Source organism: Sphingomonas sp. UBA978 (assembly GCF_002292295.1).
GTDB lineage: Bacteria > Pseudomonadota > Alphaproteobacteria > Sphingomonadales > Sphingomonadaceae > Sphingomonas.
Genome location: NZ_DBBS01000016.1, coordinates 42,510 through 62,814 on the forward strand (window position 1 = coordinate 42,510; position 20,305 = coordinate 62,814).

A 20,305-nucleotide genomic window follows, 5' to 3' on the forward strand; every position below is an offset into this window, starting at 1 on the left:
GCGTTAAGGTAGCGGGTCCGTTATGGACGGACAAAAGCTATCCTCGGCCCTGTTCCTGCATGATTCCGCGATCCGGCGGGGTATGGAACTGATGATCTTCGCCCAGTCCCGTTTCGTCCGCAGCGCCGACGAGAAGTTGGCGGAAATGGGGTTGGGCCGCGCGCATCATCGGGCGATGTATTTCATCAGTCGCAAGCCCGACATCACCGTAGGCGAATTGCTGACATTACTTGGCGTTACCAAGCAGTCGCTGGGCCGGGTGATGAAGGATCTGGTCGACCGCAATCTCGTCCAGATGCGTCATGGCGATCTCGATCGCCGGCATCGCCTCCTCCGGCTGAGCGAAACCGGCTCTGCTCTGGAAAAGGCGCTGTACGAAGAACAGCGGGAAAAGATGGCGCAGGCCTATTCGCATGCCGGACAGGATGCGGTCGCCGGATACTGGACCGTGCTCGAAGCGCTGATCCCGGAGGCGGCACGCGTCCACGTCGACGCGCTGGGCCGCTAGACCGCTCCCGCTATTCGTCGATCCCGAAATTGAGCCCGCGCGACACGCCGGGATCGACCACCGCGATCATCAGATAGGCGAAGAACTGCCGCACGCGCTGCACCACGCCGGTATGCGCCTTGTACCATGCCTTGGTGATCGGTTGCGACCGCGCGATCTCTCCCTCAATATAGCCGCGGACATGGTCGGCAAAGGCGCGATCCTCGATCCGCAGCATCAGCTCCAGGTTGATGAACAGGCTGCGCATGTCGAAATTCGCCGATCCGACATGCACCGCGTCGTCGATCACGTACAATTTGGTGTGCAGCTTGGTCGGCTGGTATTCGAACAGCTGCACGCCCTTGCGCAGCAATCCGGCATAGGTGAAGCGCGCCGCGGCGATCGTCGCATTGTTGTCGGACTTGGACGCGGTGACGACGCGCACCTTCGCCTTGCGCCGTCCCGCCTTGTCGAGCCGGCGCAGGATCGTCGGCGACGGTGTGAAATAGGCGGCGATGATGTCGATACGCTTGCCGCGGCGCAGGTCGTCGCGCACCGCCCGCGCCCAGGGCGACAGCCGCCGCGTCGGGCCGCCGATCAGCCAGCGCGTCAGCCCCTTGGTTTCGCTCCATTGCGACAGCGCACGATTGAGCGGGCGGACCTTGCCCTTGGGGCTCTTCAACCAGTCGTGCAGCGCGTCGAAATAGCCCGCGAGCCGTCCAGCCGCCGGCCCCTCGACCAGCAGGCCGAGGTCGCGCCACGCCTCCTGCGCCGGGGTGCCGAAATAATCGTCCTCGACGTTGAAGCCGCCAATGATGATCCGCTGCCGTTCGGTATCGGCATCCGCCAGGGCCAGCTTCTGATGGTTGCGCAGCAGGTAGCGGCGGCCGAGCCGCGGCGCGAACCGGCAGACCGAGACGCCCGCGTCGCGCAACGGCGCGTAAAACGCCTCGTCGGTTTCGCTGCCGAAGCCGTCGACGACCAGCGCGGTGGCGACGCCGCGCTCCGCCGCCGCGATCAGCGCCGCATTGACCCGCCGCCCGGTCTCGTCGTCGGCATAGATGTAATAGAGGATGCGCAGGTCGACGCGCGCATGGGCGATGAGTTCGAGCAGCGCATCCAGCCGCCGCGGGCCGGTATCCAGCAGGGTCAGGCGGTTGCCGTCCACCGTGAACGTGGGTTGGGGGGCGGGCGCGTCCATCGGGCCATGCTGTGGCCGTTGGGGCGTGGCGGCACAAGGTGCCGGGGTGCGCGGGGCCGATTTTCTTGACTTCGCCGCCGTCCTTGCCTAGGCCCCCGCCTTCACTGCATCGGTATTTGCGAAGGAAAGCGTCCATGGCGCGCGTTACCGTCGAGGATTGCGTCGACAAGATTCCCAACCGCTTCGATCTGGTCCTGTTCGCCGCCCAGCGCGCGCGTCAGATCTCGGGCGGCGCGGAACTGCTGCTCGATCGCGACCGCGACAAGAACCCGGTCGTCGCGCTGCGCGAGATCGCCGACGAGCTGGTCCGCCCCGACAACCTCGAAGAGGCGGTGGTGAACAGCCTGCAGCGCGTCCAGATCGACGACGAGGACGAGGTCGACGCGGTCGGTTCGCTGTCGGCATCGGCCGAGGCCCTGCGCCTGACCGCCGCCGCCCCGCCGCGCAACCAGAATCTCGGCGCCGATTACGACGGATGACCGGTCAGCGGATTAGCGAAGCTAATCCGCGTCTCGGGCCGGTCCACGGCCAGCGGGCGCCAAGCCCGACTGACGACGCGGCTTCGCCGCGTCGTTTGCGTTTGGGGGATCGGTCACCCGAGCCGATCCGCGGGCCGCAGGTTCGGCTGACGGCGCGGCATCGCCCCGTCGGTAGTGCTTGGGCGATGTGTATCCCCGAATGCGTCATCCCCGCGCAGGCGCGGATCCAGACGCGCCGGCCGCGCCCTTCCTGAATCGGCGTCAGTGCTTCCGGATCCCCGCCTGCGCGGGAACGACGTAGGGGGAGGCCCGCCGCGGCGAAGCCGCGTCGTCAGTCGGACCTGCGGCCCGCTGGCCGGGGTCGCCACGCGACGCGGATTAGCGTCGCTAATCCGCTTGGCGACCTTTGAACCCCTGCGCCACCACGAACCATTCGACCGATCCCTTGCGGCTCGACGGCGGCTTGGCGTGCTTCACCGTCTTGAAGTTGCGCTTCATTTCCGCGATCAGCTGTGAATCGGCACCGCCGGCGAAGACCTTGGCGACGAACGATCCGCCCTTGTCGAGCACATCGACCGCGAAGGCCAGCGCCGTCTCGACCAGCGCCATCGTCCGCAGCGCGTCGGTCTGCGGGTGGCCCACCGTGTTCGCCGCCATGTCCGACAGCACCAGATCGGGCGCGCCGCCCAACGCCTCCATCAGCCGGTCGGGCGCGGCATCGTCCATGAAGTCCATCTGGAAGATGGTGACGCCGTCGATCGGATCGACCGGCAACAGGTCGATGCCGACCACGGTCGCCTTCGGCGCCTGCCGCCGGATCACCTGGCTCCAGCCGCCCGGGGCGATGCCGAGGTCGACGACCCGCCGCGATCCGCGGATGATGCTGAACCGTTCGTCGAGCTCGATCAGTTTGTACGCGGCACGGCTGCGATAGCCCTCCGCCTTGGCGCGCTTGACATAGGGGTCGTTGAGCTGGCGTTCGAGCCAGCGCGTCGATTGCGCGGTGCGCCCGCGCGCCGTCTTCACCCGCGTCCGCAGGCCACCACCGTCGCGGCTCATATTCTGTTCCTTGTTACGGTCGGGGTCACGGTCGGGGTCACCATCGGGGTCACGGTCGCGGACTGCCCATCAGGCGCCGCAAGATGCCCTCGCGGATGCCGCGGTCGGCGATGCCGAGCCGCTCGGCGGGCCACAGATCGAGGATCGTCTCGAGGATCGCGCAGCCGGCGACGACCAGATCGGCCCGCTCGGAGCCGATGCAGGCCAGCTGCGCGCGTTCGCGCACCGACTTTCGGGACAGGTCCGCGCTGATCCGCCGCATCGCCGCGGACGGCACGATCAGCCCGTCGACCTGCGCGCGGTCGTAATGGCTGAGGCCGAGATGGACGCTGCCGAGCGTCGTCACCGTGCCGCTGGTGCCGAGCAGACGCGGCCGCATCACCTTCTTCGGCAGGCGGGCGGCGAAACCGGCGAAGCTGTCCGTGACGATCCCGCGCATCCGCTCATAGGCCGCCAGCCGGGCAGCCTCGCCCCCCAGCACGTTATCGCCGCCGCCGGCATGTTCGGTCAGCGACACCACGCCCCAGGGCGCCGAATGCCAGTCGAGCACCCGCGGCATCGCGCCCCGCGTCGTGTCGATCAGCACCAGTTCGGTCGATCCGCCGCCGATGTCGAAGATCAGCGCGGGGTCGTCGCCCGGCTCGATCAGCGCATGGCAGCCGAGCACCGCCAGCCGCGCCTCCTCCTCGGCCGAAATGATGTCGAGGTGAATGCCGGTTTCGGCCAGCGCACGCGCGATGAATTCGGGGCCGTTGGCGGCGCGGCGGCACGCCTCGGTCGCGACCGAGCGCGCCAGTGTGACGTTCCGGCGCTTGAGCTTGTCCGAACAGACGCGCAGCGCCGCGATCGTGCGCTCGATCGCGGCATCGCTCAGCCGGCCGGTGGCGGCGAGCCCCTCGCCCAGCCGCACGATCCGCGAAAAGGCGTCGATCACCGCAAAGCCGTCGCCCTGCGGCCGGGCGATCAGCAGCCGGCAATTGTTGGTGCCGAGATCGAGCGCCGCGAACGCCTGCGCATCGGACCAGCGGCCGCGCTGCGGCCGGCCTGGCGCCGGACGGGCAGGGACATCCTGCCGGTACGGCATTCGGGCGGAACCGTCCCCCATAGCCGTGATAACTCTCTATTCTGTCTGCCTCACGGGACGATACCCGATCGGTGCTTGCCCCCTAGGTAGCGCGCGACAAGGCTTGCGACAAGCCGAGGCGGTTTGGCGTGTTGACAGCCCTGCGCCTGCACCCTAAATGCGCCGCCTGCGATTGCCCGATCCTCTAATGGTAAGAGAGCGGACTCTGACTCCGTCAATCAAGGTTCGAGTCCTTGTCGGGCATCCACTTACCAGCCGCTAAGGCGCTGGAAACATTCAACATTCTGTGATTCTCCGGGCGCCGGTTCCCACACGGGGCCACCAGCACGGGTAAAGCCCGCCCGATCGCACCGGGCGGGGATTGGTCAGCCTTCCGGGTCGGCCATCAAGAAAAGATCGTCAGACAATTTATCAATCAGCGCCGTAATGCCGCTTACAGCCTGAGCGGCCAATCCGGTGCGTGGCTCGATTGCCAGCGCTTGAGCAAGGTAGTGGCTCAACCCCGCGGCTTCTGACGCAGCGACCCCGAGACGAGAAACTGCGTCACGTTCGCTATCAGTCATGATTCGCTCCCCGCGTTCAGGATGTCATCCATTCGGGTCGACAGCTCGCCAAGCGTCTCCGAGATACCGCGCAAGGCGTCGGCCAGTTCGCCCGGCACGTCTGCGCCATAGCTTACCAATCTCGCGATTGCCGCCGTGTGGTCGAAGCGGCTGTTAAGGGCTTCCAGCGCTGCCCGATCGCCGGGCGTCACTGCCGCACCCAGCCGTTGGAGGGCTTGCGGTCGTTGAGGTGATACACCGTCAGGCCGGCTACACGCGCAGGGCGGCACCGGGTCCGCTGAATAAAGCGGGCGTGAGCGCGCCGGACTTCCGGCAGGTCGTCCTCCCGCTCGTCATCGCCGTAGTGCATCATCGTGCCGTATTCGAGCTGATCCTCAGCCCATGAACCCGGCTCACGATCGCTGTCGTCCGCTTCAAGGTCGTTGCCCTCTTCAAGGTCGGGATCGCCCCCAAGGTCGTCGAGGAACGCCATCAGGGCCTCGATCTGGTCGGCCACCTCCTTAGCGGCGGCACGCGGCCCAAGAGCGGCTGGTAGGTCGTATATCGGCAGGGGCTTAGCGCCCGCGATGATCTGCAATTGCAGCATGGTTGGTACTCTCGGTTTCGGCCTGTCACAGCCTTTCCCGGTATCGGACCGGGCGCCGGGAGGGTGACAGCCGGCCGAGAGACCGGTGGGACGATTTTACCCGAAGGCTATTGCATGGCGCCCCACTCCCGGACATAAGGGTCCGGTCAGCCGCGGACGCCAATCCACGCTGTCTACTTCGGCGCTTATCCCTCGCCAAAGGGAAAGCTGCCTATCTCGGTCCGAGCTGTCACACTCAGCGACCTAGATGCACTTAACCAAATCGTTGCGCAAGTCCTCACCTCGCCAAAGGGGAGGCTTTCGCGCGTCTGCGATCCTGATAGGCTAGCGTCCTGTTCGTTCATCAGGAGATGCAGCTTTGACCACCGGGATTCGAAACGAGGTGCTTCGCCTCGCCAAGGAAGGGCACGACCCTAAGGACTTCTCCCCCGGCAGCTTGGAGACGGTGAAGGTCGAGAGCAGCGGCGACGGTCCGACGATCGTCACTTTCCGCTTCAGGCCGATGAACCCGAAAGGCTGAGCGCATGTTGGTAACTCTCACCCGCCTTGATGGCGGCCCCACCTCCGTCAACCCGAGCTTAATCAGATTTGCTCGGCCGCAAAGCGGCAACGATAATGCGACTATGCTCTACTTCGACAAGGAGCATTACATGATCGTGCAGGGTGATCTGGCGACTATCACGGATGCGTTGTCACGGTAGACCCGCTCCCCAAATCTGGGGACACCCCTCCCCTCAAAGTGAGGTAAAGGGTGTACGCTTAAGATACACCCCTTCAGGGTGAGGGGGTCGGTTGAGATGGACACCCCTCGGCTTGTCCGGTTTCGGAAAGTATTGAGGCCGGGGCGACCGCGAAACCTACCCCGGCCTCTACGCAGCAGGTTTCCCGACCCGCCGCGATCTCGTCACGTCACCGTCGCGCTTACCGGGCCGGCAGGGCTGGCCTCGATCGCTGCGCCATCGGTGGCGACAATCCAATAATTCCACACGCCCGCGGCGACGGTATCGGTGACGGACTGGACCTGTCCTAGCCCGCCTCCGAAGCTGTCGAATATCTTGGTCGCGGCGGCGAAGTCGGTCGACGCGCCACGCCACACGTCGGACGAAAAGAACCGGGCGTCGGTCGGGTTCTTCCATGTGACGATCGCCTGCCCCGCGCCGCCACCGGCCGTCAGGTTCGTTGCTGGCGGTAGGACAACCTCAGGCTCGATCACCGCATATTCGTAGCCGGGTCCGCGTCCCGCCGTCGTCACATAGCGATACCGGACGGTGTAGCTTACCCCGGCCGGCACGCTGCCGCTAACCGCCGTCGCGTCGTTGATCGCCATGGGCGTCCACGGACCGCTGTCGCTGCCGGTGATGGCCGAAGTCGGGATATACTCGGCAATATAGGTCGCGTCGTCGCGCGCCAGCGGGGGCAGGTCTATGCGGATCGTGCCATCGCTGTAGGTGACGTTCTCCCCGGTGATGGCGGGATAGGCGGGCGCCTCCGTGCCGCCATCCACGACGGGCTTCGGCTGCTCTTCGCCCGGTAGCAGCGTCCAGCGGGTCGGCTCGATCGGCACGACGGCAAGTGCGGTGATGATACCCCCGGCGCCAAGCTCAACCGGCGTCGCAATCTCATAGTCACCGGCAAAGGTGTTGTCGTACCGGATCTCCACAATCCGTTCGTGCCGCGCCTGAAGGCCACGCAGGTTAACCGTAGGCCCGAGCTTATGGCGAGGCTGTGACCTAAGCCCGATACCCTTTGCCAGCCGCATCGCCTGATTATGGTTCTGACATGCCTGGATCTCGACCGTCAGAAACTTGGGCGTCGTCAGCGGGTCGTAGTACAGAGGGTTGAGCCAAGCGGCCGATGCCTGCACGCTGTAGTTAGCGCCCGGCTCGGTATAGCGGACAATCACCCCCTGAGTCTCACTCTCGCCGTCCTGCGCCTCATTTGAGGACATCGTCATGATGTCGCGATTCCGTGAGAAAGAGAGGGTCGGCGTGTAGTAGTGGCCGACGCGCAGCCATGACTTTCCCGTCTCATCGAACACTATCTGGCCATCGCAGGCACGCATGATTTCCATTTCACCGTCGACGCGCCGCTTGCTGTCGACGATCGATGCCGACGCCTCATACCGCGGCTGGTCGCCTTCAATGCCCGTCACGACCTGATCGCAGATGTCGGCTTGCTCGGCCATGCGTTGCCAGTTGATCGAGCTTTCGGGCTTTCCACGCCCAAAGCGGTGCGTGCGGAACCATGCCCACAACAGCGCAGCGTTTTTCGTCGGTTTGTACGTCGACCGGTTGCCCAGCACCTGCGCCGGGTCGCGCGGATCGTAGACGTTCGCCCACTGCCCCAGGACACTAACCGCCGGCTCGCCAAGCCCGAACGGGCCTCGCCAGCGGTAGATTTTGTACCGGTGTTCGACTGGCAAGGCGTCCATGCAGACGACGGTGTAGGTCGTGCCGGCCAGTAGGTGTTCCGGCGTCCACAGCGTCCCGAGCGCCGCGTCCAGCTCGGGAATGCGGGGCGGGATCGGGTCGGCCTCCGTGTAGGTCGTCGTCCACAACCTGATATAGCCGCGCCCCTGTCCGTCGACGTCGGCCGGATCCTTTTCTTTGTTCGTGCGCAGGCGAAACGCCTTGTTCAGCACGTAGTGGTCCGCCCCCAGCGTCACCGCTTCGTCGTCGAGGTAATGGCTAAAGGGCGCGTGCAGGATCTCTTCGCTGTTGATGATGAGATACCAGAGCCGGCCTTGGCTATCGAACTCCCCGAACACCGCACCGCCGCCCGACCGGGCAAGGCCGGCGTGTAGCCAGCGCGGGGGGTTGCTGATCTTCACGTTCGTCTTGCCCGCTTCCATCGCGGGAGCGCGCGAGCCGCCCAACAACGTCTGGATCGCGAAGCTGCCGGCCGCGATGATGGTTGCGCCGATCGCGCTCACGACAAAGGCATTGCTGCCCGCGCCGATCGATCCCGCCAAGGATGCAGCCCAGCCGCCCGTCCCGCCCGTGAAATAGATGAGGGCGGCGACGGCGACCAGCGCTACTAATTTCTTGAGAAAGCCCATCAGGGAATCTGATACGTGCGGTTCGCGAGGCCGGCGAGGAACTCGCAGCCGCGGTCTAGCGGGACGCCAAGCTGCGCCGCGCGGCGCTTTTGCATCGAATCCTCGTAGGTCCGGTCCGGCGTTTCGCTGCGCCCGTGGTTGTTGTCCTTCGCGGTGATCGTCACCGAATAGTTTTTGACGATCGCACCCGAAGATGTCCGCTCGACACTCTCCGAGAACTTCGGACTAAACATCGTCATTTCTTTGTAGAACGACAGCGGGGTGTTGGGGCGGACGCCCTCGCCTTCGATGAACAACACCAGATAGCAGGTGAGCGTGCGGCCGAAGACGTTCGCCTGTTCCGACTTCAGTCCGTTATACAGGTCGAGGATTTCAGCTTCACGGCCAGGCAGGGTCGGTATCTTGAACGAGAAGTTGTAGGTCGCGCTGCTGCCGTCTCGCCCATCTTGAAGGGAGGGGGCATTGTGAATGTTCGCGCCGTTCGCGTCGATCGTGCCAAGCCATTCGCGGCCATCACTGTCGATGAATGTGCCTTGGCCATCCCACAGGTAGACCGGCTCGTTCGCGAAGTCGTAGTGCCAGCACTTGCGGACGCAGGCGACGATATCCGTCACCTCGTCGGCGCGACCCATGACCTCGTCAATCTGGTCGTAGAAGGCGCTCATGGTGATCTCCTACTTAGCCGCGGTGCCGACGTAGACGGCGGCGGTGTCGCGGATTGCCTTGGCGTAGACCCTCACCCCCGCCGCAACGCGCTGGCGGCTGATCTCCCGCACCAGCGGCGGGACGGGCGGCATGACCATCGTGGTCGCGCCTGCGTCGGTCGCGGTGTTGAAGCTGACAAGGAACTGCCCCTGCCGCGGCACCACGTCCATGTCGTCGGTGCCGCCAACGGGGACGATCTCGGTCCAGTCGGTAGGCGTAAGCGTGAAAAGCGGCATGATCTTATCCCAACACTTCGGGGGCGTCGGGGACGCCCAAGCCAAGGGTATGCGCGGCCTGCACGGCGGCGCTGTGGCGGGCGCTGAGCTGCTGGCGGATCGAATAGGTACGGGCGACGGCCTTCTCGTCCTCTTCGCGCTGCTGGTGGCGCGCTACAGCCTCAGCGAGGGCTTCGATCTCGGCAACGTCGGCGGCTGCCGCGAACCTATACTCGTCCAGCGTCCGACGCGCCTCGCTCAGACGACGGTGTTCGTCGGCCTCCGCGCTCGCCGCCGCCTTTACCTCCAGCTTGCGGAGGTAGCCGCGCAGATGACAGGCCTCGGCCATCAATTCGGCCTCGCCCTCGACCATGCGCCCCAGTGGGCTTAGCTCGTTGAGGCCAAGGTGATGCCATGGCGATCCGGTGCGGCGGAACGTCGCGGAAAAGTGCTGATCGCGCTCGTCGGGCGTCGGCGCGCGCAGTGTACCGGGTCCCCGGTTCAGATACTGCCCGATCGCCTGCAACCGCTGCTCAGCGCCGACCTTGCCGCGCGGACCGTCGTAGCGCTGCGTGCCGGTAAGCGCGGGCCAGTCTGGGCAGGTCGCCGGATCGCGCCAGTAATCCTTCGGGTCGAGGATCTGGGTGCGATCGATCTTGGTCGACGGTTCCGGAACGGTGTTCGGGCCGGGCGGGATGAACTGGTGAAACATCGTAGGTTACTCCCCCTTCGGTGCGAGCGCGAGGCGATCCGCCAGCGGCTGGCGGCCATTGCCGACCGGGGCCGGATCATCCTTCGGCACGAGATACGCCCGGTTGGTCGTCGTCGGGGTGACGCCCTTTGCCGCCGCCTCGAACGCGGTGTTGATGACAGCGGCGAGCTTCTTCGGGTCGGTCGCGGCCTGCACGTCCTCCATCAGCGCGTTGACGACGCTGGCGAGCTGCGTGAACTCAGCGCGGGTGACGGGGGTGTCGGCATTGACGACGGGCTTCGCGCCCTTGGCGCGGTTGGCGAGGAATTGAGCGAAGGCGTTCATGGCAGATAACTCCGTGCGGTCGTGATGGCGTTGCTTTTCGGGTCGTCGTACCGGGTCCAAATCCAAGGGGCGGTGCTGCTCGCGTCGGTCGCGTTGGCGATCGCGCCGGCCACCGCGTTGGCGATGTCGTCGTGTCCGCCTGGGGCGTGATCGATGCTGTCTTTGCCGCCGCGCGCGGTGCGCCGCTCAAGCCCGACGATCTGGGAAACCAGCTTGTCGTCATCCAACAGGACGACGCGACCGCTATTCAGGACCGGCAACATGTCGCGGTAAAGGTCGGATCGGGTCTTGTCCGACACGATGTAGGACACGCCATGCTTGCGGAACTGTTCGCGCGGCCATTCGCCTGCATAGCGGTCGCCGGTGACTTCGCTGATGCCGTAGAGCTTCAAGAGGGTGCAGAATTCTTCCACCACGCCCTCAGGCGAGAACGGCGGCTTTACCTCGCGGGTCGCGTCGATGACTGTCAGGCCATCGTCGGTGTCGCCCTCGTGATGGCTGATCGCCAGTGTCATGCTGTCCTGCGAGCCGCCCGAGGGATCGACGAACGCGGAATAGGTGACGTCCGAACGCGGGCCGCGCTCATGCACGCCGGGAGCGACGCAGGCCTCGACCACCTCTAGGCTGACGAACGCCTCAACATCGGTGCGGAACTGCGCCCCATACTCAGCGGCGGCGGACGACGCATCGTTGGCGTACTGCTCAGTCAGGAACTCGCCATCGCGCTTGATATTCGGATTCATGCGCCATGTGGGGGCCTGCACCACCAGCACCTTACCGTCCTTGCCGTAATGCTTCTTGTGCTTGTTCCACAGGAGGCCGCGACGGGCGTAGGGGCTGCTGATCCCGAACAGCATCGCACCCGGCACAGTCGCCATCGCCGGCTTGACGGCGTTGTACACGTCCTGATCGGGGTTCGCGCTGTTCTCGGCAGACCAAAACGCCACCTCATCGAACACCGCGGCGACGACGGTAGGGCCTCGCGTGCCGCCCACATCGTTTGTGGTGATCTCGATCGTGATGCCGTTGGTAAGCTCGATCCCGGTGGCCGTGTCCTTCTCGACCATCTGCGCGAACAGCGGCTTGCGGAAATACGCCTTCATGTACCCTAGGCATACACGGGCCTGCCGGCGGTCCTTGGCAATGAGCTGCACCATGACCGTCTCACCCGGCACCACATGGTCGAGGAAGCCCATCTGCTCCGCGCCGAACGTGGCTAGGAACGTCGCTAAGGCGCTCGCCTTCACATCCTTGCCACTACGACGCCCGCAGATGAACCACCCCTCTGTAGCGGCCTCTGTAGGGGCCTCAGCGCGGCCGGTGATCTCGGTGAAGATGGCAAGCTCGTCCGCGCCGAGGGGTTCCCCAAACAGAGCCTTGTCGATGACGCGCCACACCGCCCATGTGTCCGCCTTGAACCAGTCCCCGAATAGCTCGGGATCGCGGCAGGCCTCAGCGAAGGTAATCATGCCGCCTTCGCCTTCTCAGCCGCGCGACGGGCCGCATACTCCGACAGGGTGGGCGTGATGTTGCGGGCGCGGCGCTCGATACCCAGCGTCTCTAGCAGCCGGCGCAGGGTGTTGCTGGCAGTCGTGTACGCCTTCACGTCGATCGGCGTCCCTAGCCCTGCCGCTGCGTCCTGCTGCTCGCACCAGATGGCCAGCATGGCGGCACGGCGCGCGATCTGGCCTTGCGCCTCGCTCGGCTCGCCTCCGATGTCCGACACCAGCTGCGTCAGGATCTCCCGGTAGCGGCGGAACTCGATCGATCGGCCATCAGGTGCCTGCAACACCGCGCTACCGTTCCCCACGCGCGTGCGAGCCTGCGGCTTCAGCGTTGCAGTGGTGGGGTTCGGTCGGGGCATTCTTGGCTCCGGTTGTGGGAACTAGCTGGGGTGCTGTCTGGAACGTAACGTGAAAAGCGGCGGAAAAGCAAGGGTTATGTGCGTAAGTATGGATGCTGTGGGAGGATTATCGGAGCCGCGTGCAGGGGCGGAGAAAAAGACCGCGCGCTCGGCTTTGCGAGGGGAGGGCAATTAACCCCCCTCTCCCCATCCTGTTGACCACTCCCGATCATCGCCCGGGAACATCACTCGTGTGAGGTCCGGCGCAGTCGGTGAAGGGGCAGGCGCAGAGGCCCCGAGGCCTGCGCCTGCCTCCCCCTTTAGGGTAGGTGTATGAGGGGGGTCGTTAGGGGTGAGAGGTTCGGGGGCGTTCGGGGACCGTTCGGGAAGCCGTTCGGGAAGCGTTCGGGAAGCCGTTCGGGGGGCGTCCGGGGGCGTTCGGCGCAGCGCCTTGATCGACACTCCCTTGCCCTTCTTTTCATGATCGAACACCTCGATCTCACCAATCTCTAGCAGGCGCTCCATCGCCTTTCGGAGGCGCACCTTGCCGATGCCCTTCGCCAACGGCATCGCCTCAAACTGCGCAGGCGCATAGTTCGGGGAGACGTTCGGGGAGACGACCATGCCATCCTTGGTTCTGGCGTCGAGGCACGCGAGAAAGGCAGCATTGTCGCCGCTGGTGGCGATGACGGCAGATAGCTCAGCACGCCGATCGGCCGGGAGTTCGTCGTCGCGGATCAGAGCGAAGTCATGCCAACGGAACGACAGGGAGTCCCCCATGCGGGCGTAGTTGGCCTTGCCGAGCTTGATCTCGCGAACATCGGGATCAGCCGCACCTTCGGGCTTCTCCAACACGATCTGCGAGCGCACGGCATTGAGCCACGCGGTAGAGCCGGAATAGCTATCGCCGCTCTTATTCGGGTGCCCGATCAGAACGACAGTCGTCCCAAGGTCAACGCAGAGAGAGTACAGGAGGTTGACGAACGCCGTCACCTGCCCGCGGTCATTCTCATTGCCGGCGAAGAGGTGCGCCACGTTATCCAGCACGACCAAACCGGCGCGGGTTGCTTCGATGGTAGCGCGGAGCGCGCCGAATGAGGGGGCGGCACGGATGCGACCTTCGCTATCGAACAAGGCCAGCTCATTCCCCAGCCGACCGCGCAGGCTTGTCAGATGAAGCTTCCCAGCCAATCCCGCCATCGGCACGCGCAGAGCCTTGCAAATATGCTCCTGCATCCAGTGCAGACGATCGTCGTCGTCCTCCGCGGTGATGTAGAGGGCAGGCCCGGAATGAACGTCTATGGCAAGCATAGGCACCCCGGCAGCAGCGCACGTTGCAAGTTGCTGCCCGAACGTCGACTTGTTTGCGCCGCCCGCGCCGGTCAACAAAGTGACCTCGCGCGAGGGGATGAGGCCAGCCAAAGCGAAGGCCTTGGGCGTCGCCCTGAGATTCGCCCACATCGTCAAGTCGGCTATCGGGAACGTGTAGGCCTCAGGCTTCGGTGCAGTGAACGCAGCCGCCGCCAAAGCCTCAAGATCCGCGATCGTGTTGCGAAACGCACCCTGAGCGCGCAGCCAATCCGACACGTCCCCCTTGGGAGGAAGGTCGGGCAGGCGAAGGATGGCTACCTCCGACGCGAGGCCGGTAAGTTTCTGCTCCACGTCCAGCGCGTGAGCCTCGCCAGCAGGATCGTTGTCGGCCAGAACAACGACACGGCGTCCCGCGAAGTGGGGGGCAAGGCCAGCTACAAACTTTCCAGCGCCTCCGCTATTCGTCGTCGCAACCAGTCCGTCGCGCGCCAGCCGGTCAGCATCCTTTTCGCCCTCGCACACGAACACGATCGCGGCCGGATCGGAGGCGAGCAATTCGGGCAGCCGGTAGGGGAGCGGCGCGACACCCTGCATGCAACCGCGAGCGGATCGGAAACCGCCGTTGCCGTCAGGGCCATGCTGAAGGAACGGAGGCGCCGCATCTTTGCCTCGCCGCTCGACCCGGTAGGCAACCGTGCCAGACGCATCGCAATAATCGTAGAACGTCTTTTCGCTCTCCCGCTTACTGCGTTCCTTCAGCCCCTTTTCCTCGAGCCATGACAGCGCCCCATGCATATTGCACCCGCGCTTGTGCTGGATCAGCTCCAACACCCCGCCACGCACCTTGGCCTCGTGGTCGTCAAACCATCCCTCCGTCGTCTCAACCTCTACCGAACCCTTGCTGCCAAAGCGCAGGCGGGTGCCGCTCGACAGCCGGGTGTTCGGGTCGCCTAAGAGCATAGGTGCGACGGTCGGCATCAGCGCCGCGAAGTCTGTCGCGGCCGCGGTCATCGAAGCATCTCCAACAGGTCGCTGTCGCGGAACCAGTGCCGCGATAGGATGGGCGCGGGGAATTGCGCGATCCGGTGCCGGGTGCTAGGAACGTCGCTGTCTACCGCCAAGTGACATGCGACGCTCTCAGCCCTCAGGCTGGGGGCGTTTTGCTTATGGGGCATGGTTCATACCCCGCCGGCTGCGAATGCCCGCAGATCGGCAGTCGGAATGAGCGAGCGGCGTCCCGCCTTCAATTTGTTGAGCCTGCCGACCTCGATCAGCGAATAGATCGTCCTGCGGCTTACCCCGAGCTGCCTCGCGGCGTCGTTGATCGTACAGGTCAATGGCCCGTCGTTCACGATATGTCCCTGCATGGGTTCCTCCGTGCGTCGTTGCGCAATGATGGATGCTATTGTTTCATGTCGCGGTCAAGCAACAATCGTGCGTACACACGCACCTTTTCGATAGAACGACACTTTTCCGCACAATTTTCAGCCTGCGCGCGTCATTATCACGACATTATCCGTCGCTCCGCTGGGGCTGACAAAACGGCCCCAATTTTGCATGAGCGCAAGACGCATGTCGCGAAGGTCGCTGCGAAGATATGCCTGCTCGGTCTTCGTGCCGACAGAGTGCGCTAAGGCCATTTCTGCGACCATCGCCGGCACCGTCGACATCTGCTCCGCCGCCCAATCGCGGAAGGTCGATCTGAACCCGTGGACCGTCTCATCCCGCCCGGCGGCGCGTAAAGCCTTGCTCAGCGTCATGTCGGAAAGCGGCTGGTCCTTCCGGCTCCCGGGGAAAATCAGCCCGGTCTCCCCGAACCATTGTTTGGCGCTTTCCAAAATAGCGAGCGCCGCGTCATTCAGGGTGACAGTGTGTCGCACCTTCCCCTTCATCAGGTCCGCTGGACGGTTCCAGGCGCGGGCCTCGATGTCGATGTGCTCCCAGCGGGCCGAACGGACCTCGCCGCTGCGCGCGGCCGTCAGGATCGTGAAGAGTAGCGCCAGCCGTCCGGCCGATGGTTCCTTGTCGAGCTCGCCGGCCATGAACGCCGGAACGTCCCTGTAGGCCATCGCCTTGAAGTTGCCGGCCTTCGGCTGGCGGGCGAGGCCATTGGTAATCTCACGCGGTGCTGGCGTTGCCTCAGCGCGCCATCCCTTCGATTTCGCGAAGTCGAGCACCTGCCCGATCCGGACACGGACCTTGCGCGCGATCGACGGCTTATCAGTCCAGATGGGGGAAAGGGCGGCGATGATGTCGCTAGGACCGATCTGGTCGACACGCTTGTTGCCCAGCTTCGGGATGGCATGGTCGGTAAGCGACGATAGGAAGGCCGCGGCGTGCTTCCCGGTCCAGCCTTTCGACAGCTCGGTGTGGGCATCCTTCATCGCCACCTTGAACGTCGGTATCACCACCTTCTCGCGGTCGCGTTCCTCAAAAGCATTTTTACCCTGCCTCGCCAGTTTGCGGAGGTGCAGGGCCTTATCGCGAGCCTCGCTCAGCGTCAGGTCTGCAGGATAGCCGCCGAGGCCAACATCTACGCGGCGCCCCTCATTGACGGCCTGATTTTGAACGCGCAGCACCCAAGACTTAGCCCCGGTCGGCTTTACCCGCAGGTAGAGGCCAGCGCCGTCGCCGTGTATACCCGGCTTGGCGTTGCGGACCTTTAAGTCAGTGAGCTTACCCATATCGCGTCCTATAGCACCCCAGCCGGTTCCCACACTTTTGCGCTTCAAGACGGCGCACGTCAATGCACAACGCTGCACACTCCCGCACGAATAACCCGCAGGAAACCTAGGGCTTGAAGCACCATTCGCGCGCAACGGCGCACACCCGCGCACACCGTTTCCCGATCCTTGTCGGGCATCCAGTTTCCATCGCTCCCTAGCGATTTTCCCCAGATATGAATGCGGATGCGGGCGTGGTGCTCGGCATCGATGCGGCGTGGACTGCGGGCCGGCCCAGCGGCGTCGCTCTGGTGCGGCAGCAGGCCGGGCGCTGGTGCCTGTGCGCGGTGGCGCCGTCCTACGACCATTTCCTGAGTCTCGGGCGCGGTGACGAGCCAAGGGGCGCGCCGGCGGGATCGATTCCCGACGTGGCCGCGCTGCTCGACGCAGCGCAGCGGATCGCGGGCGCGCCGGTCACCCTGATCGCAGTCGACATGCCGCTGTCGCTCGATTCGGTCGCCGGGCGGCGAGCGTCGGACAATGCCATCGCCCGCGCGTTCGGCGCGCGGCATTGCTCCACCCATTCGCCGAGTGCGCAGCGGCCCGGACCGCTTAGCGACGATCTGCGTGCCGGCTTCGCCGCGGCGGGCTATCCGCTGCAAACCAATGACGCACGCGGCGGCGGGCTGATCGAGGTCTATCCGCATCCCGCGCTGGTCGTGCTGGCGAAGGCGGCACGGCGCCTGCCGTACAAGGCGGGCAACAGCGCCAAATACTGGCCGGGCGAGTCGATCGCGGTACGGCGGTCGCTGCTTGTCGAGCAATGGCAGCGGATCGCGGCGCTGCTGGCGACGCGGCTCGACGGCGTGGCGGAGCAGCTGCCCGCGCTGGCCGAACCGGCGACCGGTGTCGCGCGCAAGGCGCACGAGGATATGCTCGACGCGATCGTCTGTGCCTGGGTCGGCGTCACCGCGCTGACCGGGCAGGCGGACGCCTATGGCGACGACCGCTCGGCGATCTGGGTGCCGCGCGGCGACGGAACGGAGCCGCCAGCGACCGGTTGAGCGCGGCATGACCCCGTTCGATCCCCGCACCACCGCCCTGATCCTCATCGACCTGCAACAGGGTATCGTCGCCGGCGACAAGGGCCCGCACAGCGCCGAGGCGGTGGTCGCCGCGGGCAAGACGCTCGCCGACCGCTTTCGCGCCGCGGGTGCGCCGGTCGTGCTGGTCCATGTCGGCTTCACCCCCGATACGATGCCGAGCCAGCGGGTCGATCGGCCGAGCCTGCCCGCCGGAGGAACGCCGTCCGACTTCAGCGCGCTGGTCGACGGCCTGCGGCAGGACGGCGACAGCGTCGTGCTCAAGCGGCATTGGGGCGCGTTTACCGGCACCGATCTCGACCTCCAGCTGCGGCGGCGCGGGGTGAAAACGGTGGTGATCGCCGGCATCGCGACCAACTTCGGCGTCGAATCGACCGCACGAACCGCGTGGGAATTGTCCTATGACGTCGTCATCGTCGAGGACGCCTGCACCTCGCGCTCGGCGGAGTTGCACGATTTCACGATCCGCCACATCCTGCCGCAGATCGCGCGGTTGGTGACGGTGGCGGATGTGGCACTGGATTGAGCGGTCATCGGACCACACCGTCATCAACCTATTTCAGATCGTCTTCGCTCTTCCAGCGCTCGGGCCCCATGAAAGTAATACTTTCATGGGAACCCTGCGCGCCTCCCTCCCTCTCCCGCCGGGAGAGGGAAGAGACGGCGTAGCCGGCGACAGGGTGAGGGTGATCGCGGTCAGCTGGCCTCGGCGATCAGCTTCGCGGCCGCCGCGCCGTTCCAGTCGTTGCCGCCGTTCCAGCGCCAGACTTCCTTGCCGGCGGAATCGAACAGGATCGTCGTCGGCAGGTTCGCGTTCCAGCCGAGCGACAGCGCCATCCTGTCGTCGAGATAGGGCGTCAGCGACGGCGCGCCATGCTCCTTGAGGAAGCCCGGCACCTTGGCGGCGGCACCGGTATCCTGGCTGATCGCTGCGACGCGCACGCGACCGCCCTTCGCCAGCGCCTCCAGCGTCGGCAGTTCGGCGACGCAGGGGCCGCACCACGTCGCCCACAGGTTCACCAGCACCGGCTTGCCGCGGAAGGCGGCGAGCGTGGTCGGCTTGCCGGCGGCGTCCTTGAACGCCGTCGTCGGTGCCGCCTCGCCCGTGTGGCTGCGATCGACGCCGACCATGGCGGCGGAGGACGAGCCGGTCGCCTCGTCGGGCGATGCCGTCGCGACATTCGCCTGCGCGACGTTCGCTTGCTCGGGCGCGGCGCTTTGCCTATCGCAGCCGGCGGCGGTGAGCGCCAGGAGACAGACGATCGCGACGCGCGAGGACAGGCCTGAGGACATGAGCGGTTCCAATTCGATGTGGGGCGGCAGGTTTGCCGAAGGCCCGGCGGCGGTGATGCGTGAGATTAACGCCTCGATTCCGTTCGACAAGCGCATGTGGCGGCAGGATATCGCCGGATCGAAGGCGCATGTCGCGATGCTCAGCGCACAGGGCATCGTCTCGCCCGCGGATGCCGCCGCGATCGACGCGGGACTCGACGTCGTCGCCGCCGATTATGCCGCGAACGGCGTCGCCGAGGATCTCGCGCTCGAAGACATCCACATGCAGACCGAGGCGAAGCTCGCCGCGGCGATCGGCCCCGTCGCCGGCCGGCTGCACACCGCGCGCAGCCGCAACGATCAGGTCGCGACCGATTTCCGTCTCTGGGTGCGCGATGCGATCGATCAGGTGCTCGCCGCGCTCGCCGAACTGACCGACGCGCTGCTGACCCGCGCCGGGGAGCATGCCGATGCGGTGATGCCGGGCTTCACCCATCTGCAATCGGCACAACCCGTGACGCTCGGCCATCACCTGATGGCCTATGTCGAGATGGTCGCGCGCGACATCTCGCGCTTCCGCGATGCGCGGGCTCGCATGAACCTGTGCCCGCTCGGATCGGCGGCGCTGGCGGGGACCAGCTTCCCGCTCGATCGCACCATGACCGCACGGGCACTCGGCTTCGACGGGCCGACGCGCAACAGCCTCGATGCGGTGAGCGACCGCGACTTCGCGATCGACTATCTGACCTGCGCGACGCAGACGTCGCTCCACCTGTCGCGGCTGGCGGAGGAATTCGTGCTGTGGGCGTCGCAGCCGTTCGGCTTCGTCGCTTTGTCCGACCAGTGGTCGACCGGCAGCTCGATCATGCCGCAGAAGCGCAACCCCGACGCCGCCGAGCTGGTCCGCGGCCATGCCGGGCGCATCATGGGCTGCCAGACCGCGCTGATGGTGACGATGAAGGGCCTGCCGCTCGCCTATTCGAAGGACATGCAGGACGACAAGCCGCCGGTGTTCGAGGCGCACGACCTGCTCGGCCTGTCGATCGCGGCGATGACCGGCATGATCGCGAGCGCGACGTTCCGCACCGACCGGATGCGCGGTCTTGCCGAAAGCGGCTTCGCCACCGCGACCGATTTCGCCGACTGGCTGGTGCGCGAGGCGGGACTGCCGTTCCGCGAGGCGCATCACGTGACCGGCCGCGCGGTGAAACGTGCCGAGGAACTCGGCGTGCGGCTCGACCAGCTGGCCTATGCGGAATTCCAGGCGATCGATCCGCGGGTGAACGAGAGCCTGTACGACGTGCTGTCGGTCGACGCCTCGGTCGCCAGCCGCACCAGCTTCGGCGGCACCGCCCCCACCAATGTGCGCGCCGCGATCGCCGCCGCACGGGAGAGCCTGCGATGAAACGCCTGATCCCCCTGCTCGCGCTGGCGCTCGCCGGCTGCGGCGCCGCCAAGGAACTCCAGCCGGCCGAGGGCGCTTCGCTGCCGCCCGCGCCTTATGGCGCCAAGGCGACGCCCACCCCCGAGCAATTGCTCACCCCGACCACGCAGCAGCGTCCGCAGCGCAGCGACGAGCTTCTCAAGAGTTCCGAACAGCGCCGCAGCGACGAATTCGACCTGCCGCCCAATTGATGCTC

The 20,305-nt window shown here is 65.7% G+C and carries 25 protein-coding genes and 1 tRNA gene; 9 read left to right on the top strand and 17 right to left on the bottom strand.

All coding sequences use genetic code 11. The features are described 5' to 3' along the window. The first annotated feature begins 22 nt into the window (after nt 1–22). The gene (locus B2515_RS08940; protein ID WP_293875864.1) at nt 23–508 is read left to right on the top strand and encodes a MarR family winged helix-turn-helix transcriptional regulator; all 486 of its coding nucleotides are present in this window, start codon (nt 23–25) and stop codon (nt 506–508) included. Nucleotides 509–518: 10 nt separating this feature from the next. Here the strand turns inward: B2515_RS08940 and B2515_RS08945 are convergent, their stop codons facing one another. Then, nucleotides 519–1,688, bottom strand: coding sequence for a phospholipase D-like domain-containing protein (locus B2515_RS08945; RefSeq protein WP_293875865.1), 1,170 nt, complete (start codon nt 1,686–1,688; stop codon nt 519–521). A gap of 134 nt (nt 1,689–1,822) precedes the next feature. Here B2515_RS08945 and rpoZ point away from each other — a divergent pair, with 134 nt between their 5' ends. Continuing rightward, the gene (gene rpoZ / locus B2515_RS08950; protein ID WP_254288973.1) at nt 1,823–2,167 is read left to right on the top strand and encodes a DNA-directed RNA polymerase subunit omega; all 345 of its coding nucleotides are present in this window, start codon (nt 1,823–1,825) and stop codon (nt 2,165–2,167) included. Nucleotides 2,168–2,554: 387 nt separating this feature from the next. Here rpoZ and B2515_RS08955 read toward each other — a convergent pair whose 3' ends face one another. Both B2515_RS08955 and B2515_RS08960 read right to left on the bottom strand, forming a co-directional pair. Next, complete coding sequence (locus B2515_RS08955; protein WP_293875866.1) at nt 2,555–3,226, bottom strand: RlmE family RNA methyltransferase; 672 nt, start codon at nt 3,224–3,226, stop codon at nt 2,555–2,557. A 49-nt stretch (nt 3,227–3,275) separates the two neighbouring features. Continuing rightward, nucleotides 3,276–4,310, bottom strand: a complete 1,035-nt coding sequence (locus B2515_RS08960) for a Ppx/GppA phosphatase family protein (protein ID WP_293875867.1) — start codon at nt 4,308–4,310, stop codon at nt 3,276–3,278. A gap of 173 nt (nt 4,311–4,483) precedes the next feature. Here B2515_RS08960 and B2515_RS08965 point away from each other — a divergent pair. Next, a tRNA-Gln gene (locus tag B2515_RS08965) sits at nt 4,484–4,557 on the top strand. Nucleotides 4,558–4,675: 118 nt separating this feature from the next. Here the strand turns inward: B2515_RS08965 and B2515_RS08970 are convergent. Genes B2515_RS08970 through B2515_RS08980 form a run of 3 tightly spaced genes read right to left on the bottom strand, consistent with a single transcriptional unit; the run spans nt 4,676 to nt 5,369 of the window. Next, entirely contained in the window at nt 4,676–4,873 is a 198-nt protein-coding gene (locus tag B2515_RS08970) for a hypothetical protein (protein WP_293875868.1), read from the bottom strand. Then, nucleotides 4,870–5,064: a hypothetical protein gene (locus B2515_RS08975; RefSeq protein ID WP_293875869.1), complete on the bottom strand. Its 195-nt coding sequence runs from the start codon at nt 5,062–5,064 to the stop codon at nt 4,870–4,872. The genes B2515_RS08970 and B2515_RS08975 overlap by 4 nt, the downstream gene beginning before the upstream one ends. Beyond that, entirely contained in the window at nt 5,061–5,369 is a 309-nt protein-coding gene (locus B2515_RS08980) for a hypothetical protein (protein ID WP_293875870.1), read from the bottom strand. Before B2515_RS08980 ends, B2515_RS08975 begins: the two co-directional genes overlap by 4 nt. 448 nt (nt 5,370–5,817) lie before the next feature. On the opposite strand from B2515_RS08980, the gene B2515_RS08985 reads away from it, so the two are divergent. Continuing rightward, nucleotides 5,818–5,979 carry a hypothetical protein gene (locus tag B2515_RS08985; RefSeq protein ID WP_293875871.1) on the top strand — a complete coding sequence of 54 codons (162 nt, stop codon included), beginning with the start codon at nt 5,818–5,820 and terminating at the stop codon, nt 5,977–5,979. 4 nt (nt 5,980–5,983) lie between these two features. Further along, nucleotides 5,984–6,160 (top strand): hypothetical protein, encoded by a 177-nt coding sequence (locus B2515_RS08990; protein ID WP_293875872.1) that lies wholly within the window; start codon nt 5,984–5,986, stop codon nt 6,158–6,160. A 203-nt stretch (nt 6,161–6,363) separates the two neighbouring features. Here the strand turns inward: B2515_RS08990 and B2515_RS08995 are convergent, their stop codons facing one another. The 10 genes from B2515_RS08995 to B2515_RS09040 all read right to left on the bottom strand — a co-directional run bounded on the left by B2515_RS08995 (nt 6,364) and on the right by B2515_RS09040 (nt 16,311). Continuing rightward, the gene (locus tag B2515_RS08995; protein ID WP_293875873.1) at nt 6,364–8,517 is read right to left on the bottom strand and encodes a hypothetical protein; all 2,154 of its coding nucleotides are present in this window, start codon (nt 8,515–8,517) and stop codon (nt 6,364–6,366) included. Next, nucleotides 8,517–9,182, bottom strand: a complete 666-nt coding sequence (locus tag B2515_RS09000) for a hypothetical protein (protein WP_293875874.1) — start codon at nt 9,180–9,182, stop codon at nt 8,517–8,519. Before B2515_RS09000 ends, B2515_RS08995 begins: the two co-directional genes overlap by 1 nt. Before the next feature lie 9 nt (nt 9,183–9,191). Beyond that, nucleotides 9,192–9,458 (bottom strand): hypothetical protein, encoded by a 267-nt coding sequence (locus tag B2515_RS09005; protein ID WP_293875875.1) that lies wholly within the window; start codon nt 9,456–9,458, stop codon nt 9,192–9,194. Nucleotides 9,459–9,462: 4 nt separating this feature from the next. After that, nucleotides 9,463–10,149: a hypothetical protein gene (locus tag B2515_RS09010; RefSeq protein WP_293875876.1), complete on the bottom strand. Its 687-nt coding sequence runs from the start codon at nt 10,147–10,149 to the stop codon at nt 9,463–9,465. Nucleotides 10,150–10,155: 6 nt separating this feature from the next. Then, a complete protein-coding gene (locus B2515_RS09015; RefSeq protein WP_293875877.1) occupies nt 10,156–10,473 on the bottom strand; it encodes a hypothetical protein in 318 nt (105 codons plus the stop codon). After that, a complete protein-coding gene (locus B2515_RS09020; RefSeq protein WP_293875878.1) occupies nt 10,470–11,942 on the bottom strand; it encodes a hypothetical protein in 1,473 nt (490 codons plus the stop codon). The genes B2515_RS09015 and B2515_RS09020 overlap by 4 nt, the downstream gene beginning before the upstream one ends. After that, nucleotides 11,939–12,337 carry a hypothetical protein gene (locus B2515_RS09025; RefSeq protein WP_293875879.1) on the bottom strand — a complete coding sequence of 133 codons (399 nt, stop codon included), beginning with the start codon at nt 12,335–12,337 and terminating at the stop codon, nt 11,939–11,941. Before B2515_RS09025 ends, B2515_RS09020 begins: the two co-directional genes overlap by 4 nt. A gap of 171 nt (nt 12,338–12,508) precedes the next feature. Continuing rightward, nucleotides 12,509–14,638, bottom strand: coding sequence for an AAA family ATPase (locus tag B2515_RS09030; protein WP_293875880.1), 2,130 nt, complete (start codon nt 14,636–14,638; stop codon nt 12,509–12,511). Between the two features lie 167 nt (nt 14,639–14,805). After that, entirely contained in the window at nt 14,806–14,994 is a 189-nt protein-coding gene (locus B2515_RS09035; protein WP_293875881.1) for a helix-turn-helix domain-containing protein, read from the bottom strand. A gap of 117 nt (nt 14,995–15,111) precedes the next feature. Continuing rightward, nucleotides 15,112–16,311: a tyrosine-type recombinase/integrase gene (locus B2515_RS09040; protein WP_293875882.1), complete on the bottom strand. Its 1,200-nt coding sequence runs from the start codon at nt 16,309–16,311 to the stop codon at nt 15,112–15,114. A gap of 215 nt (nt 16,312–16,526) precedes the next feature. On the opposite strand from B2515_RS09040, the gene B2515_RS09045 reads away from it, so the two are divergent. Both B2515_RS09045 and B2515_RS09050 read left to right on the top strand, forming a co-directional pair. Continuing rightward, a complete protein-coding gene (locus B2515_RS09045; RefSeq protein WP_293875883.1) occupies nt 16,527–17,354 on the top strand; it encodes a DUF429 domain-containing protein in 828 nt (275 codons plus the stop codon). Between the two features lie 7 nt (nt 17,355–17,361). Beyond that, complete coding sequence (locus B2515_RS09050) at nt 17,362–17,919, top strand: hydrolase (protein ID WP_293875884.1); 558 nt, start codon at nt 17,362–17,364, stop codon at nt 17,917–17,919. Nucleotides 17,920–18,089: 170 nt separating this feature from the next. Here B2515_RS09050 and B2515_RS09055 read toward each other — a convergent pair whose 3' ends face one another. Further along, nucleotides 18,090–18,686 carry a TlpA family protein disulfide reductase gene (locus B2515_RS09055; RefSeq protein WP_293875885.1) on the bottom strand — a complete coding sequence of 199 codons (597 nt, stop codon included), beginning with the start codon at nt 18,684–18,686 and terminating at the stop codon, nt 18,090–18,092. A gap of 16 nt (nt 18,687–18,702) precedes the next feature. Here B2515_RS09055 and argH point away from each other — a divergent pair, with 16 nt between their 5' ends. Together argH and B2515_RS09065 are read left to right on the top strand one after the other, a co-directional pair. Continuing rightward, nucleotides 18,703–20,070, top strand: a complete 1,368-nt coding sequence (argH, locus tag B2515_RS09060) for an argininosuccinate lyase (RefSeq protein ID WP_293876032.1) — start codon at nt 18,703–18,705, stop codon at nt 20,068–20,070. Continuing rightward, on the top strand, nt 20,067–20,300 hold the full coding sequence (locus B2515_RS09065; protein WP_293875886.1) for a hypothetical protein: 234 nt from the start codon (nt 20,067–20,069) through the stop codon (nt 20,298–20,300). Before argH ends, B2515_RS09065 begins: the two co-directional genes overlap by 4 nt. The last annotated feature ends 5 nt before the right edge of the window (nt 20,301–20,305 follow it).